The sequence below is a fragment of the Pseudomonas cremoris genome (assembly GCF_014230465.1).
The window spans coordinates 175,567-194,205 of the sequence record NZ_JAAXCY010000010.1 but is presented as its reverse complement, the minus strand read 5'-3'; the positions used below and the strand labels follow the sequence as shown (position 1 = coordinate 194,205).

The window sequence follows — 18,639 nt, the reverse complement described above, 5'->3', positions numbered from 1 at the left end:
GAGCAGAATCCAGAACTTATTGTCCATATATACGAACAATCAAACCATGGAAAAGGCTGAGATCGAGGGGCTTTGGACCCATATCCATTGGCTGTCAGTGCTTGAAGAACAAGGCACCTATACCGCTGCGGCGGCGCGCCTGGGGGTGAGTAAATCGGCTGTAAGCCAGCGTATTTCCGACCTGGAAAAGGCCACCGGCACGCAGTTGGTGACGCGCACCACGCGCAGCGTCAGGCTGACGGATGCCGGACTGTCGCTCACCCGCGAAGTGCGCAGCGCCTACGAACAGATCGCGCGCAGCTTCTCGTCAGTGCGCGATTCTGTGGGGGAGATTCGTGGGTTGGTGCGGCTGACCGCGCCGGTGGCGTTCGCCCGTCAGCAGTTGGTGCCGCATTTGTCGGAGTTTTTGCAGCGCTACCCGCAAGTACGCATTCAGCTGGACGTTTCGGACGCCTTGAGCTCGCTGGCCGCCGAAGGCTACGACCTGGCGGTGCGTCATGGCTTTCAGGTACCGGAAACCCATGTCGCCTGGAAGCTGTGCGACACCGGCTCGGTGCTGGTCGCGACCCAGGACTACCTGCAACGCCACGGTGAGCCCCGCGAACCGACGCAACTGTCAGCCCACAACTGCCTGTTCTATCCACGCGGCACCGACCAACCTGCCTGGACCTTCGAACGCGGCACCAAAAACGTCGAGCGCCTCACCGTGCCTATCTCCGGCAGCTTCGCCACTAATAACAGCGAAGCCCTGCGCGACTCGGCGCTCAACCACTTGGGCATCGCCCTGCTCCCGGATTTCAGCGCCCATGCCGCGTTGGCCAGCGGCAAGTTGGTGCAGGTGCTCAAGGACTGGACGCTCAAGGGAGCGTTTGCCGATGAGATTTACCTGATTCGCCCGTACTCGCCCCACGTGCCGAAGTCGGTGAGCGCGCTGGTCAGCTTTTTGAAGGAAAAACTGTCGGGGGGGTTTCGCTTCAAAGGTTGAGGTTTCCCTCTTGCTCGACAGAACTAAAAGTCCATAATAGACAAAATAGTTTAGTCACGGAGACTCCTATGTCCAGCACCCCTCAAGTGATCAACAGAGCCCAAGCCCGCGAACTGCTCGCCCAGGTTGATGTGCCGCAGATTCTGCATAAGCTGTTTCGCGATCTGGCCGCTGGGCTGGCGGTGCAGCCGGCCCAGCAACTGGTGGAGTTCCCGCAAGGCGCCGGGGACTTTATCAACTACTTGGGCGTGCTGGCCGAGGACGGAGTGTATGGGGTGAAGACCTCGCCCTATATCGTGCGTGAACAAGGGCCGCTGGTGACCGCATGGACGCTGTTGATGTCGATGCACACCGGCCAACCGGTGCTGCTGTGCGACGCCGCCGAATTGACTACCGCACGCACCGCCGCGACTACGGCATTGGCAGTCGATGCGCTGGCCCCCTTGTCGGCGCAGCGCCTGGCGATTTTCGGCAGTGGCAAGGTGGCGCAGGCGCACTTGCATTACGTCAAGGACTTGCGGGACTGGCAGTCCATCCATCTGTATTCGCCCAGCCTGGCCAATGCCACGCCCGAGGCCATCGCGCATCTCAAAGGCCTGGACCCGCGCGTCGTCATCGCCGACAGCAGCGATACCGCCCTGGCGGACGCCGATGTGATCCTGCTGTGCACCTCATCCGCCGGCCCGGTGATCGATCCAGCCCGCTTGAGCAAACCCGCATTGATCACCTCCATCAGCACCAACGCGCCCCGTGCCCACGAAGTACCGCCCCAATCGCTTAACGCCATGCAGGTGTTCTGCGACTATCGCCAGACCACTCCGGGCGCGGCGGGTGAGATGCTGATCGCCGCCGAACAGCACGGCTGGGACAAGCGCGACATCATCGGCGACCTGCCGGAATTGCTCAGCGAACACGTGCAACGCCCTACCTACGACCGTCCTGTATTCTTCCGTTCCATCGGCCTGGGCCTGGAAGACATTGCATTGGCCAACGCCCTTTGGAGACAGCTATGAGCCACGCAGATTTCATCATCATCGGCGGCGGGATTGCCGGTGCGTCCACCGGTTTCTGGTTGTCGCAGCACGGCAAGGTGATCGTGCTGGAGCGCGAAAGTCATCCGGGCTATCACTCCACCGGGCGCTCGGCGGCGCTGTATACCGCCGCTTATGGCACCCCGCAAGTACGCGCGTTGACCCTGGCCAGCCGTGAGTTTTTCGACAACCCACCGCCAGGTTTTTGCGAGCATCCACTGCTGACCCCACGGGGCGAGATGACCGTGGATTTCATTGGCGATGCGGCCGAATTGAACGCGCAGTACTTGAGCGCCAAGGCCACCGTCTCGCAAGTCGAACTGCTGAGCGCCGACGAAGCCTGCGCAAAGCTGCCGATCCTGCGCCGCGAAAAAGTCCACGGCGCGCTGTATGACCCGACCGCCAGCGACATTGATACCGACGCCCTGCACCAGGGTTACCTGCGTGGCATCCGTCGCAACGGTGGCGAGGTGTTGACCGATCACGCCGTACTTGGGTTAAGCCGCGATGCCGCAGGTGTCTGGCAAGTGAACACCGGCGAAGCCACCTATACCGCACCGATCATCATCAACGCCGCCGGCGCCTGGGCCGACACGATCGGCGCGCTGGCCGGTGCCGCCGCCATCGGCCTGCAACCCAAACGTCGCTCGGCCTTCATCTTCGCCGGCCCCGAAGGCGTGGACACCCACCACTGGCCGATGCTGGTGGCGCTGGACGAGTCCTTCTACATGAAGCCTGACGCCGGCATGTTCCTCGGCTCGCCCGCCAATGCCGACCCGGTGGAACCCCAGGATATCCAGCCCGAAGAGCTGGACATCGCCATGGGCATCTACCAGATCGAAGAAGCCACCACCCTGACCATTCGCCGCCCTACCCGCACCTGGGCCGGGTTGCGCAGCTTTGTGTCGGATGGTGACTTGATCAGCGGTTTCGATCCCAAGGTACCCGGCCTGTTCTGGGTAGCAGCCCAGGGTGGCTACGGCATCCAGACCTCACCGGCCATGGGCCAGGCCAGCGCCGCCCTGGTGCGCGACGCGGAGTTGCCCGAAGCCCTGGCGCGATTCGGCCTCGACGCTGGTATGCTCTCCCCCGCCCGCCTGGAGCCCCATTGATGAATACCGCTGAACAAGACAAGGTCATGCAGAACTTCCGTGCGATGGCCGACGCCATCGCCACGCTGTTCTTTCCCCATGCCGAAGCGGTGCTGCACGACTTGCGCTCGCAAAAGGTCGACTACATCGCCAACAACCTGTCAAAACGAGCGATTGGCGACGACTCGGCGCTGGAGGACATGCTCACTGACGACGTCAGCGAAGTGAATATCGGCCCGTACGAAAAGCTCAACTGGGACGGCCAGAAAATCCGCAGCCTCAGCACCGTGCTGCACGATCACACCGGCCAGCGGCTGGCGGTGTTGTGCATCAACCTGAATATTTCGCTGTTCGAAAACGCCAAGGCGGCGCTGGATTTGTTCCTGTCGCCGAGCAAACTGATCCCACAGCCGGACTCGCTGTTTCGCGACGATTGGCAGGAACGTATCAACACGTTTTTGCATGCGTGGATGCGCGAGCGACAGTTGAGCCTGAATCTGCTGACCCGTGACCATAAACGCGAGTTGGTGCTGGCACTGCATGCCGAGGGCGCGTTCAAGGGCAAGAGCGCATCGAACTATGTGGCGAATGTGCTGGGGATGGGCCGGGCGACGGTGTACAAGCACCTCAAGGAATTGAAAGGTTAACGCCGACATTTAATTGATGCACGCGGTCCAAATGTGGGAGCGGGCTTGCTCGCGAATGCGGAGTGTCAATCAATGTTGTTGTGACTGAACCACCGCTTTCGCGAGCAAGTCGAATCGTCGCACCGCCGCTCCCACATTGACCGAGGCTGACTTGATATCAGTGAGCCCCCTCAATCGCCGTAGATATCGGACTTGAAGTACTGCTGCGAAATCTTCTGGTACTCACCGTTCGCGCGAATCCCGTCAATCGCCGTGTTCAGTTCGCTGACCAACGCCTCATTGCCCTTGCGCACCGCAATCCCCGCACCCTCGCCCACGTATTTCGGGTCCTTGAGCTCCGGCCCGACGAACGCATAGCCCTTGCCCCGTGGCATCTGCAAAAAGTCGTTCAAAGGAATGGTGTCGGCAAAGATCGCATCCAAGCGCCCCGCCGCCAGGTCCATGTAGATTTCTTCGTTGTTGCTGTAGCGCTTGACGGTGATGCCCTTGGGCTCAAACACCTCGGTGGCATAACGGTCCGTGGTGGTGGCGCGCTGCACGCCGACGGTCTTGCCCTTGAGGCTGGCGTACCCGTCATCCACCACCGCGCCTTCTTTCATCACCAGGCGTGACGAGGTGAAATAGTACTTGTGAGTGAAGTCCACCGACTTTTTGCGGTCTTCGTTGATGGTCATGGACGACAGCGCCATGTCGATTTTCTTCACCTTGAGGGAAGGAATCAGACCGTCGAACTCACCTTCGACCCACACACACTTGACCTTCATCTGGGCGCACAACGCATTGCCGATGTCGTAGTCGAAGCCGACAATCTTGCCGTCTTCAGTCTTGGACGCGAACGGCGGGTAAGCCGCTTCGATGCCGATACGCAGGGTTTTCTCGGCCGCCAGCAGCGGGCCAGCCGCAATCAGGCCAAGGGCCAGGGCGGTGATGAGGGGGAGTTTCTTCATGGGGGTGATCTCGCAAGTTGTTGTTGATTTGGCAAGAGTGAAGAAAAAGGTGAAACGGGCGCAGCGATTTTTGTACTTATAATTCCATACTGGACTTTTACGTCTTACCCGTCAATCACAGTTGTACCGCGTATGCACCAGCACCCGTGTAAACGGTGGCGCCGCCCTGGCGCCTTCGCGTGCCCCGCGAATCCAGCGCACGGCCGCCGCCATCTCGCCGATAACATCATGCGACACCACGTAGTCCATTACCCCGGACTCCAGCATGCCGCGAGTGTGTACAGTCAATTCATGACCAACAAATACCGGGCGATGCTCGGGGGCGATGGTACTGATTGCCTGGGCCACACCCCGGTTGGCGCCAGCCACGTTGTAGATGGCAGCCGGGTAATCGTGCTTGGAGAAGTAGCGCATCAGCTGTTCGGCAGTGGTTTGTGGACGGTCGTCGGACATCATCCGCTCATCGATTTTCAGGTGGGGAAACTCCGCCCGCAGCACCCGCCGAAAGCCCATCTCACGCTCCTGCTGGCAGCGAAACGCCATGCTGGTAACCAGCAAAATCTTGGCCTTCTCCCGCGCCAGCGCATTGCCGATCAGCAACCCGGCGACGCTGCCGGCAGCGTACTGGTCGTTGCCCACATAGGCGCTGCGCCCCGAGTTGGGCAGGTCGGTGGTCAGGCACACCACCGGGATGCCTTGGCGGCACAAGGCGCGGATTGCCCGGTTGATCGCCGGGTGCTCACGGGACACCACGATCACGCCATCTGCCGAGGCCCCCTCTGCCTGCACCTGGTCGGCAAAGGCCGCCGGGTCGACCTGATTGGTGGGCACATAGTGACCGTGTACGACCACGCCGGGTGTGGAACTGTTGATCGTCGCCTCTGCGCTAGCCAACGTGGCGTTGAAGGTCTCGCCCGAATCGCAGAACAACTTGATGTGCAAGGTGGGGGTGCCATTGGCCAGGTCCTGCTTGAGCTTGTCCAGCGCCGCCAGCACTTTGAGCCGGGTGTTTTCCCGCACATTCGAGCGGTTGTTGAGCACACGGTCCACCGTGGCAACGCCCACCCTGGCGACCTTGGCGATCTGCTCGACGGTGGGACCTTTCCAAAGTTGCGCAGGGGTTTTAGTGGCCATGAAGGGCGCCTTGCCAGTGATAGGAATATCATCATTTATAAAGGGTAATTCCTGACTTATCGACGCCTGCGCCGCGCATTATTTGATGGAATACCCATCATATTTAGCCCTTGCTCGTCCTTGAACGAAGATTTGGCGCCGCCAATAATCGCTCCATAACAACCACAACAAGTCGTCAGGACACGCCGTCACTCTACCTGCCACGCGAAGGAGCCTCGCTATGAAGCTGGGATTTGTCACCGATACCCTGGGCAACCTGCCGTTTGGCGATGTGCTCAAGCACGCTGAACGTATGGGCCTGTCGGGCCTGGAAGTGAACACCGGCGGCTGGTCCACCGCGCCGCACTTCAATCTCAAGCAGATGCTCGAGAGCAACGCCGCACGCCGGGATTTCACCCACAGCTTCGAACAGCACAACCTGGAGATCATCGCCCTCAACGCTAACGGCAACCCGCTGCACCCGACGCAGCCGGAACAGGCGCAGTGCCTTAAAGACACCATTCGCCTGGCCGGCGAATTGGGGGTCAAGACCGTGTGCACCATGTCCGGCTTGCCCGAAGGCCAGGCGGGCGACCGCATGCCCAACTGGGTGGTTGCCTCGTGGCCGCCAGAAACCCAGACCATCCTGCGCTATCAGTGGGAGCAACGCCTGTTGCCGTTCTGGAGCGAAATCGCCGACCTGGCCAAGGCCAACGGTGTAGAACGTATCGCCCTGGAGTTGCACGGTAGCCAGTGCGTGTACAACGTGCGTTCGTTACTCAAGCTGCGCGGCGCCATCGGCCCGGTGATCGGCGCCAACCTCGACCCGTCCCACCTGTTCTGGATGGGCGCCGACCCGCTGGCCGCCGCCGACGCCCTGGGCGACGCGCTGTACCACGTGCACGCCAAGGACACGATGCTCAACACGCCGGTACAGGCGGTGGACTCGTTACTGGAAAACGGCTCGCTGATGGATGTTACGGCGCGCAGTTGGTCCTACATCACCCTCGGTTTTGGCCATGGTGAAGAGTGGTGGCGCCAGTTCTGCTACCGCCTGAAAATGGCCGGCTACGACGGCTGGCTGTCCATCGAGCACGAAGACGTACTGCTTAACAGCCTGGAAGGCCTGGAGAAATCCGTCGCACTGCTCAAAGGCGTTATGCCCGTCGCCGCCAGCGACTTCAAACCCCAGGCGATCTAGCGCCGCAGAAAATCCCTCAGCCAACCCTGTGGCTGAGGGTGTGCTGCCGCTGATTCTCGGGCGATCTGCATGCCGGAGACCCGGGGCAGCACGCTGGAGGCAATCGAGCACCGCCTCTGCGACTGAACCGGTGGCGTACCAGTCTCCTGGAACTACTGAGCATGACTTTTTTGCACAACCCATCGGTGTTTTTGGGCGTTCATCTCTAGATTTATGCGTGCCTATACTCGGTTCAGCCACCCGGCTGAGCCGGGGGTCAGTCCCTACAACAATAATCAAGGACACCGACCATGACGCACCCCTTCCTGGCCGCCCGGGATTTTCTGCTCGCCCACCGCACCGACTACGCCACCGCCGTACGGGATTTTCGCTGGCCGCAACTGGGCGCGTTCAACTGGGCGCTGGACTACTTCGACGTCATGGCCGAGGGCAACTCGGCCAATGCGCTGTGGATCGTCGAAGAAGACGGCAACGAACAACGCTACAGCTTCCAGCAACTGGCCACGCGCTCCAATCAGGTGGCCAATCACTTGCGCTCGCTGGGCGTGCGGCGTGGTGATCGGGTGCTGTTGATGCTGGGCAATGACGTGGCGCTGTGGGACACCATGCTCGCTGCGTTCAAGCTGGGCGCCGTGGTTATCCCTGCTACCGCCCTGCTCAACGCCGATGACCTGCGCGACCGTATCGAACGCGGGCAAGTGCGTCATCTGGTGGTCGGCGAGGCGCATGTCGGCAAGTTTGCCGGCCTGGCGGACGGTTGCAGTCGCGTCTGTGTCGGCGAAGCACCCGCCGACTGGGTCGCCCACAACGCCGCGTTTGAACACCCCGAGCACTTTGAAGCCGAAGGACAGACCCAAGCCACCGACCCGATGCTGCTGTATTTCACCTCCGGCACCACCTCCAAACCCAAGATGGTGCTGCACAGTCACCAGAGCTACCCGGTGGGCCACTTGTCGACGATGTACTGGATCGGCCTGCAACCGGGCGACCTGCACCTGAATATCTCATCCCCTGGCTGGGCCAAACACGCCTGGAGTTGCCTGTTCGCGCCGTGGAATGCCGGGGCGTGCATCTTTATCCATAACGTCGCGCGGTTCAGCGCACCGGCGTTGCTCAACACACTGGAACGCTACGGCGTAACCAGCCTGTGCGCGCCGCCCACGGTGTGGCGCATGTTGATCCAGGAAGACCTGGCCAGCTATAAACCGCGCCTGAGCCTGCGTGAGCTGGTAGGCGCCGGCGAGCCGCTGAACCCGGAGATCATCGAGCAAATCCAGCACGCCTGGGGCTTGCCACTGCGCGATGGTTTCGGCCAATCGGAAACCACCGCGCTGGTGGGCAATACGCCGGGGCAGTTGCTCAAGCCGGGGTCCATGGGCCGTCCGTTGCCGGGTTATCAGGTGGCGTTGCTTGATCCGGATGGCATCCCCAGCACCGAAGGCGAAGTCGCCCTGCCCTTGGCTGTACGGCCACTCGGTCTGATGTTGTGCTATGAAGACAGCCCGGAAAAGACCGCCGAAGTGATGCGTGACGGCTACTACCGCACCGGCGATACCGCGCAGATCGATGCCGACGGCTATATCACCTTTGTCGGGCGTGCCGACGATGTGTTCAAGGCCTCCGACTACCGCATCAGCCCTTTCGAACTGGAAAGTGCGCTGATCGAGCACCCGGCGGTGATGGAAGTGGCCGTGGTACCCAGCCCCGATCCGTTACGCCTGGCCGTGCCGAAAGCCTTCCTGATCCTGGCGCACGACGCCCCCGGCAGTGATGAACTGGCGCGCCACATTCTGGCGTTTGCCCGTGAAAACCTGGCGCCGTACAAGCGTGTACGGCGCATTGAGTTTGTGAGCGAGTTGCCCAAGACCATCTCCGGCAAGATCCGTCGCGTGGAGCTGCGGCAGATGGAGGTGGTACGGCGCCAGAGTGAAACGCGAGGGGAGCAGGAATACTTCGAAGAGGACTTCGCGGTGACCACCCCCACGGTTTAACTCCCTTGCGCGGTTCAAAATGTGGGAGCGGGCTTGCTCGCGAAGGCGGTGTGTCAGTCAGAGATGTTCTAACTGAACGACCGCATTCGCGAGCAAGCCCGCTCCCACATTTGGATTGGGTTGTGTCAGTCATTCCCTGCTTAGAAATCGACAGTGGCCGACAGCTGCAACGTGCGCGGATACCCCGGCGAAAACGCGCCATACGAGGCCACGCCCGACCAGTATTCCCGGTCAAACACGTTCTGCACCGTGGCGCGGAATGTGGTTGGCCGCCCTTCGATCTTCGTCGCATAACGCGCGCCAGCGTCGATGCGCGTCCATGAATCGAGTTTCTGAGTATTGGCTTGGTTCACATACTGGCTGTCGGTGTAGATCGCGCCGCCGGTCAGGGTGAAACCTTCCAGCCACGGCGTATCCCACTCGGCCCACAGGTTGGCCTGGATATCCGGCACGCCCACCGGCTTGTTGCCACGGTTGGCAGGGGTTGCGGATTTGGTCAGTTCGCCATCCAGGAAGGTCACGCCGCCCATCAAGCGGGTGCCCGGCGCCACTTCGCCAAACACGCTCAACTCAACGCCGCGGTTGCGCTGTTCGGCCTGCACCGAATACACGCCATCGGCGCCCACTTCGCCGCTGGGCTTGGTGATCTGGAACAACGCCACACTGGTCATGAAGGTGCCGTGTTTATACTTCACGCCGAGTTCGTGTTGCTTGGATTCATAAGGCGCGAACGTCTCACCGGCATTGCTCGCCGTCCCCGGCGCCGCATCGCCTTTGCTCAAGCCCTCGACATAGTTGTAGTACAGCGACACGTCATCCCAGGGCCTGATGACCACGCCCAGCAACGGTGTATTGGCACTGGCGTCATACCGCGAGCTGACCCCGCCGGTGCTGTTGTAGTTACGCGACTCAATCGATTGGTGGCGCATGCCCAGGGTCAGTTGCAGGCGATCATCCAGAAAGCCCAGGGTGTCGGTGAGCGCTACGCCTGACAGCTCCGTCTCGGAAATGCGCAGTACCTTCGGCGCGTTGATGGACTGTTTGGGCGTGTCCACCGGGTGGTAGATATTCGACAGAATCGTCGTGCCATTGTTGATGCCCCGGGATAACTCATCCTCGTACCGGGTCGCCATCAGCGTGGTCATATGGGTCACCGGACCGGTGGCAAACAAACCGCGCAGGCCCACATCGGCAGTGGAACGGTCGACATTGAACTTGTAATAGCCGGGAATATTGCTGGTGTCGCCAGCGTCATTGAGGATGCGCGGCACCTGGTCGGACATGCGCTTCACATCCGAGCGGCCACCACCGGCATGCGCGAACGCGGTGAGGTTGTCGTTCAGGTCGTATTCACCACCGAGCAACAGTGATTGCTCCTTGGTGTCCGACCAACCCCACTTCTGCGGCAGGCTGGTACGGCCATTGGGAGCGGACGGCACCTGCACGTTCGGCGCAATAGTGAACGGCCGTGAAGCGCCGTCGTAGCTTTCTTTCTGGCTGATGTAATCGAGGTTCAGGCGCAGCCGCTCGCCACGATAATCCAGGGCAATGGCGCCGATGCCCACGTCGCGATGCTGGTCATCCACGGCGGTGTCGCCGCCCTGCAGGCTGCCGTTGAAGCGCACGCCAAACTGGTTTTCATCACCGAAACGGCGGCTGATATCGAGGTGGCCGCCGACTTGGCTGTCCGACGCATAGCTGCCGGTGAAACGGGTCAGGTTCTGATCCAGCGGGCGCTTGGGCACGATGTTGATCACACCCCCTACGCCGCTGTTGGGCGAGATGCCGTACATCAATGCGCCCGGCCCCTTGAGCACTTCGACACGCTCAGCGTACTCGGTGAACGCCCGGTAGTTGGGCGCCACGCCGTATACGCCGTCATAAGCGAGCTCGCCGAGGTTGCCCTCGCCAATCGCAAAACCACGGATGAAAAACGAGTCGACGATGCCACCGGTTTGCCCAGTGGAGCGCACCGACGGGTCACGCTCCAGCGCGTCGGCCACGGTGACGGTCTGCAGGTCGGCAAGGGTCTTGGCGGTGTAGCTGGTGACATTGAACGGCGTGTCCATCACGTCCTTGTTGCCCAGCATGCCCAGGCGTGCGCCACGGGCTACTTGGCCGCCAGCGAGCACGTCGGGCAAATCGGTGGGGCCGTTGTACACGGCGTTGACGTTGGTTTCACCGAGCGTCAAAGGCTCATCGGCCGCCCAGGCAGTGGTGCTGGCGGCGGCCAATAACAAGGCAGTTCGAATGGCGAGGGTTAACCGGCTGGCAACAAGCATGGCGTCGGGGGTCCTTTCATCGAGAGAAGGTGGAATTACTCCTGATGCCAGCCGGCGCGCGAAAAAGTATCAGCCTGCGGTAAGTTTTTTCCTTGGCTGCGACGTTGCGCTGTCGATGGGTTGTCACTTAGCATTGGGAATACTTCTCAATTGCACAGACCTGCGCCATGAGCGAAACCCATAACAATCCGCACCTGAGCGCGATCGAAGCCCTGTACAGCGGGCATCACGGCTGGCTGTACGCCACGCTCAAACGCAAACTCGGCAACGCCATGGATGCAGCGGACCTGGCCCAGGACACCTTCACCCGGATCCTCGCTTCACAAGTCACGGTGATCGACCAGCCACGGGCTTACCTGACCTGTGTGGCCAAGGGCATCCTGGTCAACTGGTACCAGCGCAAGGCCCTGGAACGCGCGTATCTGGAAGCCCTGGCTTGCGTACCGGCTCATGAGGTGCCCTCGCCGGAAGCCCACTTCGTGGTGCTGGAAACCCTGCATGAAATCGACGCGATGCTCGACTCGCTGCCGCCGCTGGTGAAGCGCGCGTTCCTGCTCTCGCAGCTCAACGGCCTTAAATACCAGGACATCGCCGATCAATTGGAGGTGTCGCTGATCACCGTCAAACGCTACATGAAACAGGCATTTGTGCAGTGCCTGATGCTGGTGGAATAGATGCCCGCCCTGTCTCCTAAAGCACTCGAGGAAGCCGCCGAATGGCTGATGCGCCTCAGCGAAGGCGACCTCAATGACAGCGAGCGCGCCGAATGGGAACACTGGAAACTCAGCAGCCCTGAACGCGACCGCGCCTGGGCCCGCGCGCAGTTGCTGCAAAACAAGTTGGGCGGCCTGCCGCCGTCGCTGGCAATGTCGGCGCTGGACCGTCCTGCGAGCCCAGAGCGTCGCGCAGCCTTGGGCAAACTGGCGCTGCTGTTGGCGGTGATGCCGGTGGGCTGGGGCAGTTGGAAGCTGGCGCAAAACCAGCAATGGACGGCGGACTACAGCACCCGCGTGGGCGAACGCCGCGAGCTTGTGTTGGCCGATGGTTCGCGCATAACGCTCAATACCGATACGGCTATCGACGTGCGGTTCGACAGCCAGCAGCGCCTGGTACACCTGCGCGAAGGCGAAATACTGGTGCAGACGGCGCATGAGGCCACCCGCCCGTTTTTGGTCAGCACTCGCCAGGGGCGCATGCAGGCCCTGGGCACACGTTTTACCGTGCGCGAACTGAACGCGCGGACTCATCTGGCGGTGTTGGAAGGTACCGTCAAGGTGATGCTGGCCGAGAATAGCCAAACGGCGCCACTGATCGTTAATGCCGGGCAGCGTACGGATTTTTCTGCGCAGACGTTTGGTGCGCTGGGCACGGCTGACGGCAATGTGGATGCCTGGACCCGGGGTATGTTGATGGCCGACAAGATGCGCTTGGCGGATTTTGTGGCTGAGCTGTTGCGCTATCGTCGGGGGTTTGTGCGGTGTGATCCGGCGATTGCCGATTTGAAGATTTCAGGGGCGTTTCCGGTGAGTGATAGCCAGCGGGCGTTGGGTATGTTGGTGCAGACGTATCCGGTGCGGGTGAGTGGGCATTTGAATGGGTATTGGGTGACGTTGTCGCCTGCCTGAACCTACCAGGCCACCGCGTTTTATCATCTATGAAGAGATTCAAATGTGGGAGCTGGCTTGCCTGCGATAGCTATGTGTTGGGCGCTAGAAGGTTTGGTTCGGAGTACATATCCGTTATTTGGGTGAAGGCTGATATGGGTTCCGCTCTTACAGCGGCTCACTTTTGAAGAGCGCAAAAGTAAGCAAAACGCTTCGCCCCACCACTCGGCACCTCGCCTAGGCTCGGTGTGCCCTCTCTCCGGCTTGAATCCGTGGGCCGCCGCCACGCGCCATCCATGGCGCGGGGCGGCTAACCCGGCGTCCTGCCGGGTTACCCACGGATTCAAGCCTGCGTTCGGCCAGCGTGGTTTAACGGGGCGCCTAAGATCAAGATCAAGATCCAAAGCAAAGCAAAGCAAAGCTGCGTCTGCCTTGGGTGGGCGCGAAAATAAAATGGCAGTTGGCTGATACTTTTTCCAATCTCAACTGGCAAACCTTGGAACTCCTTTACCTCTCGTCCAAAGGCTCCCCCTTTCATGCTTGTGATTCGCAGCGTGTTGTTCAGTCTGGTATTGAGCGCTGCCACGATGGCTGCGCAGCTAGATGCTGTTGCGCTGCACGCTTATCAGATCGCTCCGGGCCCGCTCGGCGCTACGCTGTCGCGCTTTGCGGTGGACGCAGGTATTGCATTGTCGTTTGTACCGGCCCTGACCGAAGGCCTGACCAGCCCAGGGCTGTCCGGGACGTATTCGACCCAGGAAGCGGTCAACCTGCTGCTGGCTGACAGCGGCCTGGAAATGGTGCTGCGCAGTGACGGCACCTACACCTTGGTACAGCGTCGCGTCACGCTGGAAAACACCACGGTCGATGGCGTCGACCAGCGCGCGTATAACCTGCCGCCGGTGTATTCCGGCGGCCAGGTGGCAGTGGGTGGGCGTCTGGGCATGCTGGGCAATACCGATGTAATGGACGCACCATTCAGCGTCAGCACCTACACCGCCGCGTTGATCAAGGACCAACAGGCCACCACCGTCGGCGATTTGCTGGAGCGCGACTCTTCAGTGCGCTCCACCGGGCAGACCGGGGGTATTGTCGACTCGTTTTTCATCCGTGGTTTCCCGGTGGGCGAAGGTAACCTCGGCGAGTTGGCGTTCGACGGGGTGTACGGCGTGGCCTCCAACTACCGAGTGTTCACCGAGTACGCCGAACGCGTCGAAGTGGTCAAGGGGCCGGGCGCCCTGCTCTACGGCATGTCGCCCAACAGCGCAGTCGGTGGCGTGATCAACGTGGTGCCCAAGCGCTCCCTGGAGGAAGACCTCACCCGCTACACCGCCAGCTACGCCCAGGATGCGCATTTGGGTAACCGCATCGATATCAGTCGGCGCTTTGGCGAGGAGCGCCGCTTCGGTGTGCGTTTCAACGGCGGTGTACAGCAAGGCGATACGGTGATCGAGCACCAGGACCGGGCAGTCGATATCGGCGCGCTGTCCCTGGACTATCAGGGCGAGCGCCTGCGCACCAGCCTGGACCTGATCGCCCAGGAGGAAACCTTCGACGGCGCCTCGCGGCCGTTCCTGATCGCCGCCGGCATAAAGATCCCCGACGCCGCCAATGGTCGTACCAACGTTAGCCAGGACTGGGGCTGGTCGAAAACGCGGGACAAATCCGCCTTGCTCAGCGGCGAATATGACCTCACCGACCACCTGACCGTGTTCGGCCACGCCGGCGGCGGCCGGTCAGCGGTGGCGCGCCTGTCCGACCAGACGCCAAGCATCGTCAACAGCGCCGGTGACACCTCGTCGATCCCAGGTTATTACCGCTTCGAAGTGCAGCGCTACACCGTCGACGCCGGCGCGCGCCTGCGCTTTGATACCGGGCCGATCAGCCACAGCGGTACCGTGCAGGTCACGCGTTATCGCGATGAGCTGTCGCGGGGGATTATTTCCGGTGCGCCGGTGCTGTCGAATATCTACCACCCCAGCGAAAGCCCCAAGCCGTCGATCCCCAAACCGGGCGCCCCCAAGGTGTCCGCCAGCGAACTGACCGGCGTGGCCATCGCCGACACCTTGTCGGTGCTGGACCAACGTGTGCAGGTCACCCTGGGCCTGCGTAAACAGACCATCGAGTCCAACAACTACAACGCCGCAGGCGCCGTGACCAGCGCCTACGACGACGGCAAGACCACACCGCTGTTCGGCGTGGTGCTCAAGCCTTGGGCGCATATGGCGTTCTACTACAACTACCTCGAAGGCCTGAGCAAGGGCGATGTCGCGCCGTCCAACGCGTCCAACGCCGGCGAGGTGTTTGCCCCCTATGTGTCCAAGCAGCACGAAGTCGGCATCAAGTTCGACTACGCCACCTTCATGTCCACCCTGGCGCTGTTCCAGATCCAGAAGCCCAGCGGCGAACTGGCCGGCGGGCGGTTTGCCGTACAGGGCGAACAGCGCAACCGAGGCCTGGAATTGAATGTGTTCGGCGAAATCGCCCCGGGCACCCGCCTGCTCGGCGGTGTCACCCTGCTGGATGCAACGTTGACCCGCACCGGCATCGCTGCCAACCAGGGCAATACCCCCGTCGGTGTGCCCAAGGCGCAGGCCAACCTGTGGGCGGAATGGGACACGCCCTGGGTCGAAGGCCTGACGCTGACCAGCGGTGCGATCTACACCGCCAGCCAGTACGTCGACCAGGCCAACACCCAACAACTGGACCCTTGGACGCGCTTCGACATAGGCGCACGCTACACCACGCGCATCGTCGAGCGACCGACGACGTTTCGCGCCACGGTGCAGAACGTGTTTGACCGCGAATACTGGTCCGGTGTGGCGTCCTACGGGGCGTTTTCACAAGGCTCGCCGCGTACCCTGCTGCTGTCGGCCACAGTCGACTTCTAATAACGGCTGTCTCGCCTAATCCTGTTGAATACTTGCCTGATCCTCCGACTTATCGACTAGCGGATAACTGTCGCCTTGCGCCGTGGACTAGAGTTCAACCATAAGCGGCCATCACGTCTTCATAAAAAAGGCCGCACCTACCGTCGATCAGCAGGTGAGCCATGGAATTACGGATTAATCAAAAGACCTATCAGGTTGATGCAGACGCCGATACGCCATTGTTATGGGTCATCCGCGATGACCTGGGGCTGACCGGCACCAAGTACGGCTGCGGTCTGGCCCAGTGCGGCGCGTGCTCAGTGCTGGTGGACGGTAACGTGGTGCGCAGTTGCGTCACGCCGGTGGCTGGGGTGGTGGGGCGTGAAATCACCACCATCGAAGCGGTTGAAGAGGACGCAGTGGGCAAACGCGTGGTGGCGGCCTGGGTCGAACATCAGGTGGCGCAGTGCGGTTATTGCCAGTCTGGGCAGGTGATGGCAGCCACCGCGCTGCTCAAGCACACCCCTACCCCTAATGATGCGCAGATCGAAGCGGCGATGATCAACCTGTGCCGTTGCGGCACTTACAACGCTATCCGCACTGCTGTGCATGACCTGGCCAAGCCGGAGCGTGCCTGATGAGTGCGCACACCGAGTTATTCGATACGCCAGTGAACCTGTCGCGCCGACGTTTCCTGGCCAGTACGGCCGTGGGTGCGCTGGTGATCGGTTTCGGCCTGCCACTGGGTTCGTCCAGAGTCCAGGCAGCCACTAGCCCGGTTGCCGAACGCGGCACCCAGGTGCCGGCCTTCCTGGAGATTCGCCCGGACGGCACAGTGCGCCTGCTCAGTCCCTTTATGGAAGGCGGCCAAGGCACTCACACCGCCATGGCACAGATTGTCGGCGAAGAGCTGGATGCCGACCCCGCCACCTTCGTGGTCGAGGCCGCCCCGCCCGGCGACGCCTATGTGGTGATGGAAAACGGCATGCGCATCACCGGCGGCAGTATGTCGGTGCGCATGAGTTACCCGGTCATGCGGCGCCTGGGCGCCCTGGCGCGTACCATGTTGCTGCAGGCCGGCGCCGAGCAACTGGGCGTGCCGATGGCCGAACTGACCACCCAGCCAGGCCGCGTGGTGCACGCCGCATCGGGCCGGTCGCTGGGTTACGGTGAGTTGGCCGGGCGCGCGCTGGATATGCCCGTGCCCGACCCGGCCAGCGTAAAGCTGCGCGACCCAAGCCAGTTCCGCTGGATCGGCAAACCGGTGAAGCGCCTGGACGCCTACGACAAATCCACCGGCAAGGCGCTGTACAGCATCGACCAGAAGGTCGACGGCATGCTCCACGCCGCCGTGCAGCACGCGCCGCGCCTGGGCATGACCGTGGGCAGCCTGCGTAACCAGGCGCAGGTCGAAGCCATGAAAGGCGTGCATTCCGTCCACCAACTGCCCGGTGCCGTGGCGGTGGTGGCTGAACGCTGGTGGCACGCCAAGCGGGCAGTCGAGGCGATTCAAGTCGACTGGCAGGAGCCCGGTGCCGATGCGACTGTACGGGTGATGCCGGCGGATTTCTCCAGCGACGGCTTTCGCGACTTTCTCGCCGCCCAACAAGGCCCGGCGCGGGACGACGAAAACGAAGGCGATGTAGCCGCCGCGTTGGCGGGTGCCAAGACCACAGTCGAAGCCACCTACCACAACCAATACCTGCACCACGCCCAACTGGAGCCGCCGTCGGCCCTGGCACGGTTCAACCCCGACGGTACGTTGGACGTGTGGCTGCCCAACCAGGCGCCCGACATGTTCCGCGCCGACATCGCCAAGCGCACCGGCCTGGACATCGCGAAAATCAACTTGCATTCACCGTTGCTCGGCGGTTTTTTCGGCCGGCATTTCCTGTATGACTCCGCCAGCCCGTACCCGCAGGCCATTGCACTGGCCAAGGCGGTGGGCCGTCCGGTCATGCTGATCTGGAGCCGCGAGGAAGAATTCCTGCGCGATGTGCTGCGCCCGGTGGCGGTGGTCAAGTTCCGCGCCGCGCTGGATGCCAAAGGTTTGCCGGTGGCCATCGAAGCGGTCAGTGCAACCGAAGGCCCGACCGAAGCCATCGCCGGCAAACAGGGCGAAAAACTCGACCCCACTGCCCTTGAAGGTTTGTCGGGCAAGTCCTATACGATCCCCAACAAACGTATCGCGCAGATCTACGTCAAAGGCCCGGCCATGCTCGGTTACTGGCGTTCGGTGGGCAATTCGTTGAATGACTTCTTCTACGAGGCGTTCCTCGATGAACTGGCGGACAAAGGCGGTCACGACCCTTACGAGTTGCGCCTGCATTTGCTGCGCGACAACCCTCGGCTGACCACGCTGTTGCAGGCGGTGGGCGAGTTGTCTGGTGGCTGGAAGCGCGGCCCGTATACGGCTGAAGACGGTACTCGGCGTGCACGCGGCGTGGCCATGGCCTCGCCGTTCGGCTCCCACGCGGCGGTGATCGCCGAAGTGTCGATTGAAAGTGGCCAGGTCAAGGTGCACCAGATCTGGGAAGCCATCGACCCCGGCAGCATCGTCAACCCGGCGATTGTCGAGGCGCAGGTGAATGGTGCCGTGGCCCTGGGCTTGTCCCAGGCGTTGCTGGAGGAAGCGGTGTACGTGGACGGCAAGCCACGGGCGCGCAACTACGACCTGTATCCGATTTTGCCGCCTTCGCGCATGGCGCAGGTGCATGTGCGGATTGTCGAGAGTGGCGAAAAGATGGGCGGCATTGGCGAGCCACCGTTGCCCGCTGTGGCGCCGGCCGTGGCCAATGCGGTGGCGCAGTTGACCGGCCAGCGCATCCGCAGCTTGCCGTTGAGCCGACACACTTTCAGCTAACCGACAGAGACCGC

14 protein-coding genes are annotated in these 18,639 nt (G+C 61.9%); 11 read left to right on the top strand and 3 right to left on the bottom strand.

Annotation, left to right across the window (positions count from 1 at the left end):
• The first annotated feature begins 46 nt into the window (after positions 1-46).
• The 4 genes from HF257_RS24030 to HF257_RS24015 all read left to right on the top strand — a co-directional run bounded on the left by HF257_RS24030 (position 47) and on the right by HF257_RS24015 (position 3,754).
• On the top strand, positions 47-985 hold the full coding sequence (locus HF257_RS24030; RefSeq protein ID WP_185710205.1) for a LysR family transcriptional regulator: 939 nt from the start codon (positions 47-49) through the stop codon (positions 983-985).
• Between the two features lie 68 nt (positions 986-1,053).
• A complete protein-coding gene (locus HF257_RS24025) occupies positions 1,054-1,998 on the top strand; it encodes an ornithine cyclodeaminase family protein (RefSeq protein ID WP_185710204.1) in 945 nt (314 codons plus the stop codon).
• Positions 1,995-3,128 carry an NAD(P)/FAD-dependent oxidoreductase gene (locus HF257_RS24020; protein ID WP_185710203.1) on the top strand — a complete coding sequence of 378 codons (1,134 nt, stop codon included), beginning with the start codon at positions 1,995-1,997 and terminating at the stop codon, positions 3,126-3,128. The genes HF257_RS24025 and HF257_RS24020 overlap by 4 nt, the downstream gene beginning before the upstream one ends.
• Positions 3,128-3,754 carry a helix-turn-helix transcriptional regulator gene (locus HF257_RS24015; RefSeq protein ID WP_185710202.1) on the top strand — a complete coding sequence of 209 codons (627 nt, stop codon included), beginning with the start codon at positions 3,128-3,130 and terminating at the stop codon, positions 3,752-3,754. The genes HF257_RS24020 and HF257_RS24015 overlap by 1 nt, the downstream gene beginning before the upstream one ends.
• A gap of 170 nt (positions 3,755-3,924) precedes the next feature.
• On the opposite strand, the gene HF257_RS24010 is transcribed toward HF257_RS24015, so the two are convergent.
• Both HF257_RS24010 and HF257_RS24005 read right to left on the bottom strand, forming a co-directional pair.
• A complete protein-coding gene (locus HF257_RS24010; protein ID WP_185710201.1) occupies positions 3,925-4,701 on the bottom strand; it encodes an ABC transporter substrate-binding protein in 777 nt (258 codons plus the stop codon).
• Between the two features lie 111 nt (positions 4,702-4,812).
• On the bottom strand, positions 4,813-5,835 hold the full coding sequence (locus HF257_RS24005; RefSeq protein ID WP_185710200.1) for a LacI family DNA-binding transcriptional regulator: 1,023 nt from the start codon (positions 5,833-5,835) through the stop codon (positions 4,813-4,815).
• A 220-nt stretch (positions 5,836-6,055) separates the two neighbouring features.
• Between HF257_RS24005 and HF257_RS24000 the strand changes: the two genes are divergently transcribed.
• The gene (locus HF257_RS24000) at positions 6,056-7,015 is read left to right on the top strand and encodes a sugar phosphate isomerase/epimerase family protein (RefSeq protein ID WP_185710199.1); all 960 of its coding nucleotides are present in this window, start codon (positions 6,056-6,058) and stop codon (positions 7,013-7,015) included.
• A 290-nt stretch (positions 7,016-7,305) separates the two neighbouring features.
• Positions 7,306-9,006 carry an AMP-binding protein gene (locus tag HF257_RS23995; RefSeq protein ID WP_185710198.1) on the top strand — a complete coding sequence of 567 codons (1,701 nt, stop codon included), beginning with the start codon at positions 7,306-7,308 and terminating at the stop codon, positions 9,004-9,006.
• A gap of 140 nt (positions 9,007-9,146) precedes the next feature.
• On the opposite strand, the gene HF257_RS23990 is transcribed toward HF257_RS23995, so the two are convergent.
• Entirely contained in the window at positions 9,147-11,288 is a 2,142-nt protein-coding gene (locus HF257_RS23990; RefSeq protein WP_185710197.1) for a TonB-dependent receptor, read from the bottom strand.
• 167 nt (positions 11,289-11,455) lie between these two features.
• Between HF257_RS23990 and HF257_RS23985 the strand changes: the two genes are divergently transcribed.
• From HF257_RS23985 to HF257_RS23965, 5 genes are all read left to right on the top strand, one after another.
• Positions 11,456-11,962: a sigma-70 family RNA polymerase sigma factor gene (locus tag HF257_RS23985; protein ID WP_185710196.1), complete on the top strand. Its 507-nt coding sequence runs from the start codon at positions 11,456-11,458 to the stop codon at positions 11,960-11,962.
• Positions 11,963-12,913, top strand: a complete 951-nt coding sequence (locus tag HF257_RS23980; protein ID WP_185710195.1) for a FecR domain-containing protein — start codon at positions 11,963-11,965, stop codon at positions 12,911-12,913. It begins immediately after the preceding gene.
• Between the two features lie 515 nt (positions 12,914-13,428).
• Positions 13,429-15,783: a TonB-dependent receptor gene (locus HF257_RS23975; RefSeq protein ID WP_185710194.1), complete on the top strand. Its 2,355-nt coding sequence runs from the start codon at positions 13,429-13,431 to the stop codon at positions 15,781-15,783.
• Positions 15,784-15,944: 161 nt separating this feature from the next.
• A complete protein-coding gene (locus HF257_RS23970; protein ID WP_185710193.1) occupies positions 15,945-16,400 on the top strand; it encodes a (2Fe-2S)-binding protein in 456 nt (151 codons plus the stop codon).
• Positions 16,400-18,625 carry a xanthine dehydrogenase family protein molybdopterin-binding subunit gene (locus tag HF257_RS23965; protein ID WP_185710192.1) on the top strand — a complete coding sequence of 742 codons (2,226 nt, stop codon included), beginning with the start codon at positions 16,400-16,402 and terminating at the stop codon, positions 18,623-18,625. Before HF257_RS23970 ends, HF257_RS23965 begins: the two co-directional genes overlap by 1 nt.
• Positions 18,626-18,639: the final 14 nt, after the last annotated feature.

Excerpts from the sequence above, each read along its gene's own strand:
- HF257_RS24030 (WP_185710205.1), top strand. The coding sequence starts at position 47 with ATGGAAAAGGCTGAGATCGAGGGGCTTTGGACCCATATCCATTGGCTG.
- HF257_RS24025 (WP_185710204.1), top strand. The coding sequence starts at position 1,054 with ATGTCCAGCACCCCTCAAGTGATCAACAGAGCCCAAGCCCGCGAACTG.
- HF257_RS24020 (WP_185710203.1), top strand. The coding sequence starts at position 1,995 with ATGAGCCACGCAGATTTCATCATCATCGGCGGCGGGATTGCCGGTGCG.
- HF257_RS24015 (WP_185710202.1), top strand. The coding sequence starts at position 3,128 with ATGAATACCGCTGAACAAGACAAGGTCATGCAGAACTTCCGTGCGATG.
- HF257_RS24010 (WP_185710201.1), bottom strand. The coding sequence starts at position 4,701 with ATGAAGAAACTCCCCCTCATCACCGCCCTGGCCCTTGGCCTGATTGCG.
- HF257_RS24005 (WP_185710200.1), bottom strand. The coding sequence starts at position 5,835 with ATGGCCACTAAAACCCCTGCGCAACTTTGGAAAGGTCCCACCGTCGAG.
- HF257_RS24000 (WP_185710199.1), top strand. The coding sequence starts at position 6,056 with ATGAAGCTGGGATTTGTCACCGATACCCTGGGCAACCTGCCGTTTGGC.
- HF257_RS23995 (WP_185710198.1), top strand. The coding sequence starts at position 7,306 with ATGACGCACCCCTTCCTGGCCGCCCGGGATTTTCTGCTCGCCCACCGC.
- HF257_RS23990 (WP_185710197.1), bottom strand. The coding sequence starts at position 11,288 with ATGCTTGTTGCCAGCCGGTTAACCCTCGCCATTCGAACTGCCTTGTTA.
- HF257_RS23985 (WP_185710196.1), top strand. The coding sequence starts at position 11,456 with ATGAGCGAAACCCATAACAATCCGCACCTGAGCGCGATCGAAGCCCTG.
- HF257_RS23980 (WP_185710195.1), top strand. The coding sequence starts at position 11,963 with ATGCCCGCCCTGTCTCCTAAAGCACTCGAGGAAGCCGCCGAATGGCTG.
- HF257_RS23975 (WP_185710194.1), top strand. The coding sequence starts at position 13,429 with ATGCTTGTGATTCGCAGCGTGTTGTTCAGTCTGGTATTGAGCGCTGCC.
- HF257_RS23970 (WP_185710193.1), top strand. The coding sequence starts at position 15,945 with ATGGAATTACGGATTAATCAAAAGACCTATCAGGTTGATGCAGACGCC.
- HF257_RS23965 (WP_185710192.1), top strand. The coding sequence starts at position 16,400 with ATGAGTGCGCACACCGAGTTATTCGATACGCCAGTGAACCTGTCGCGC.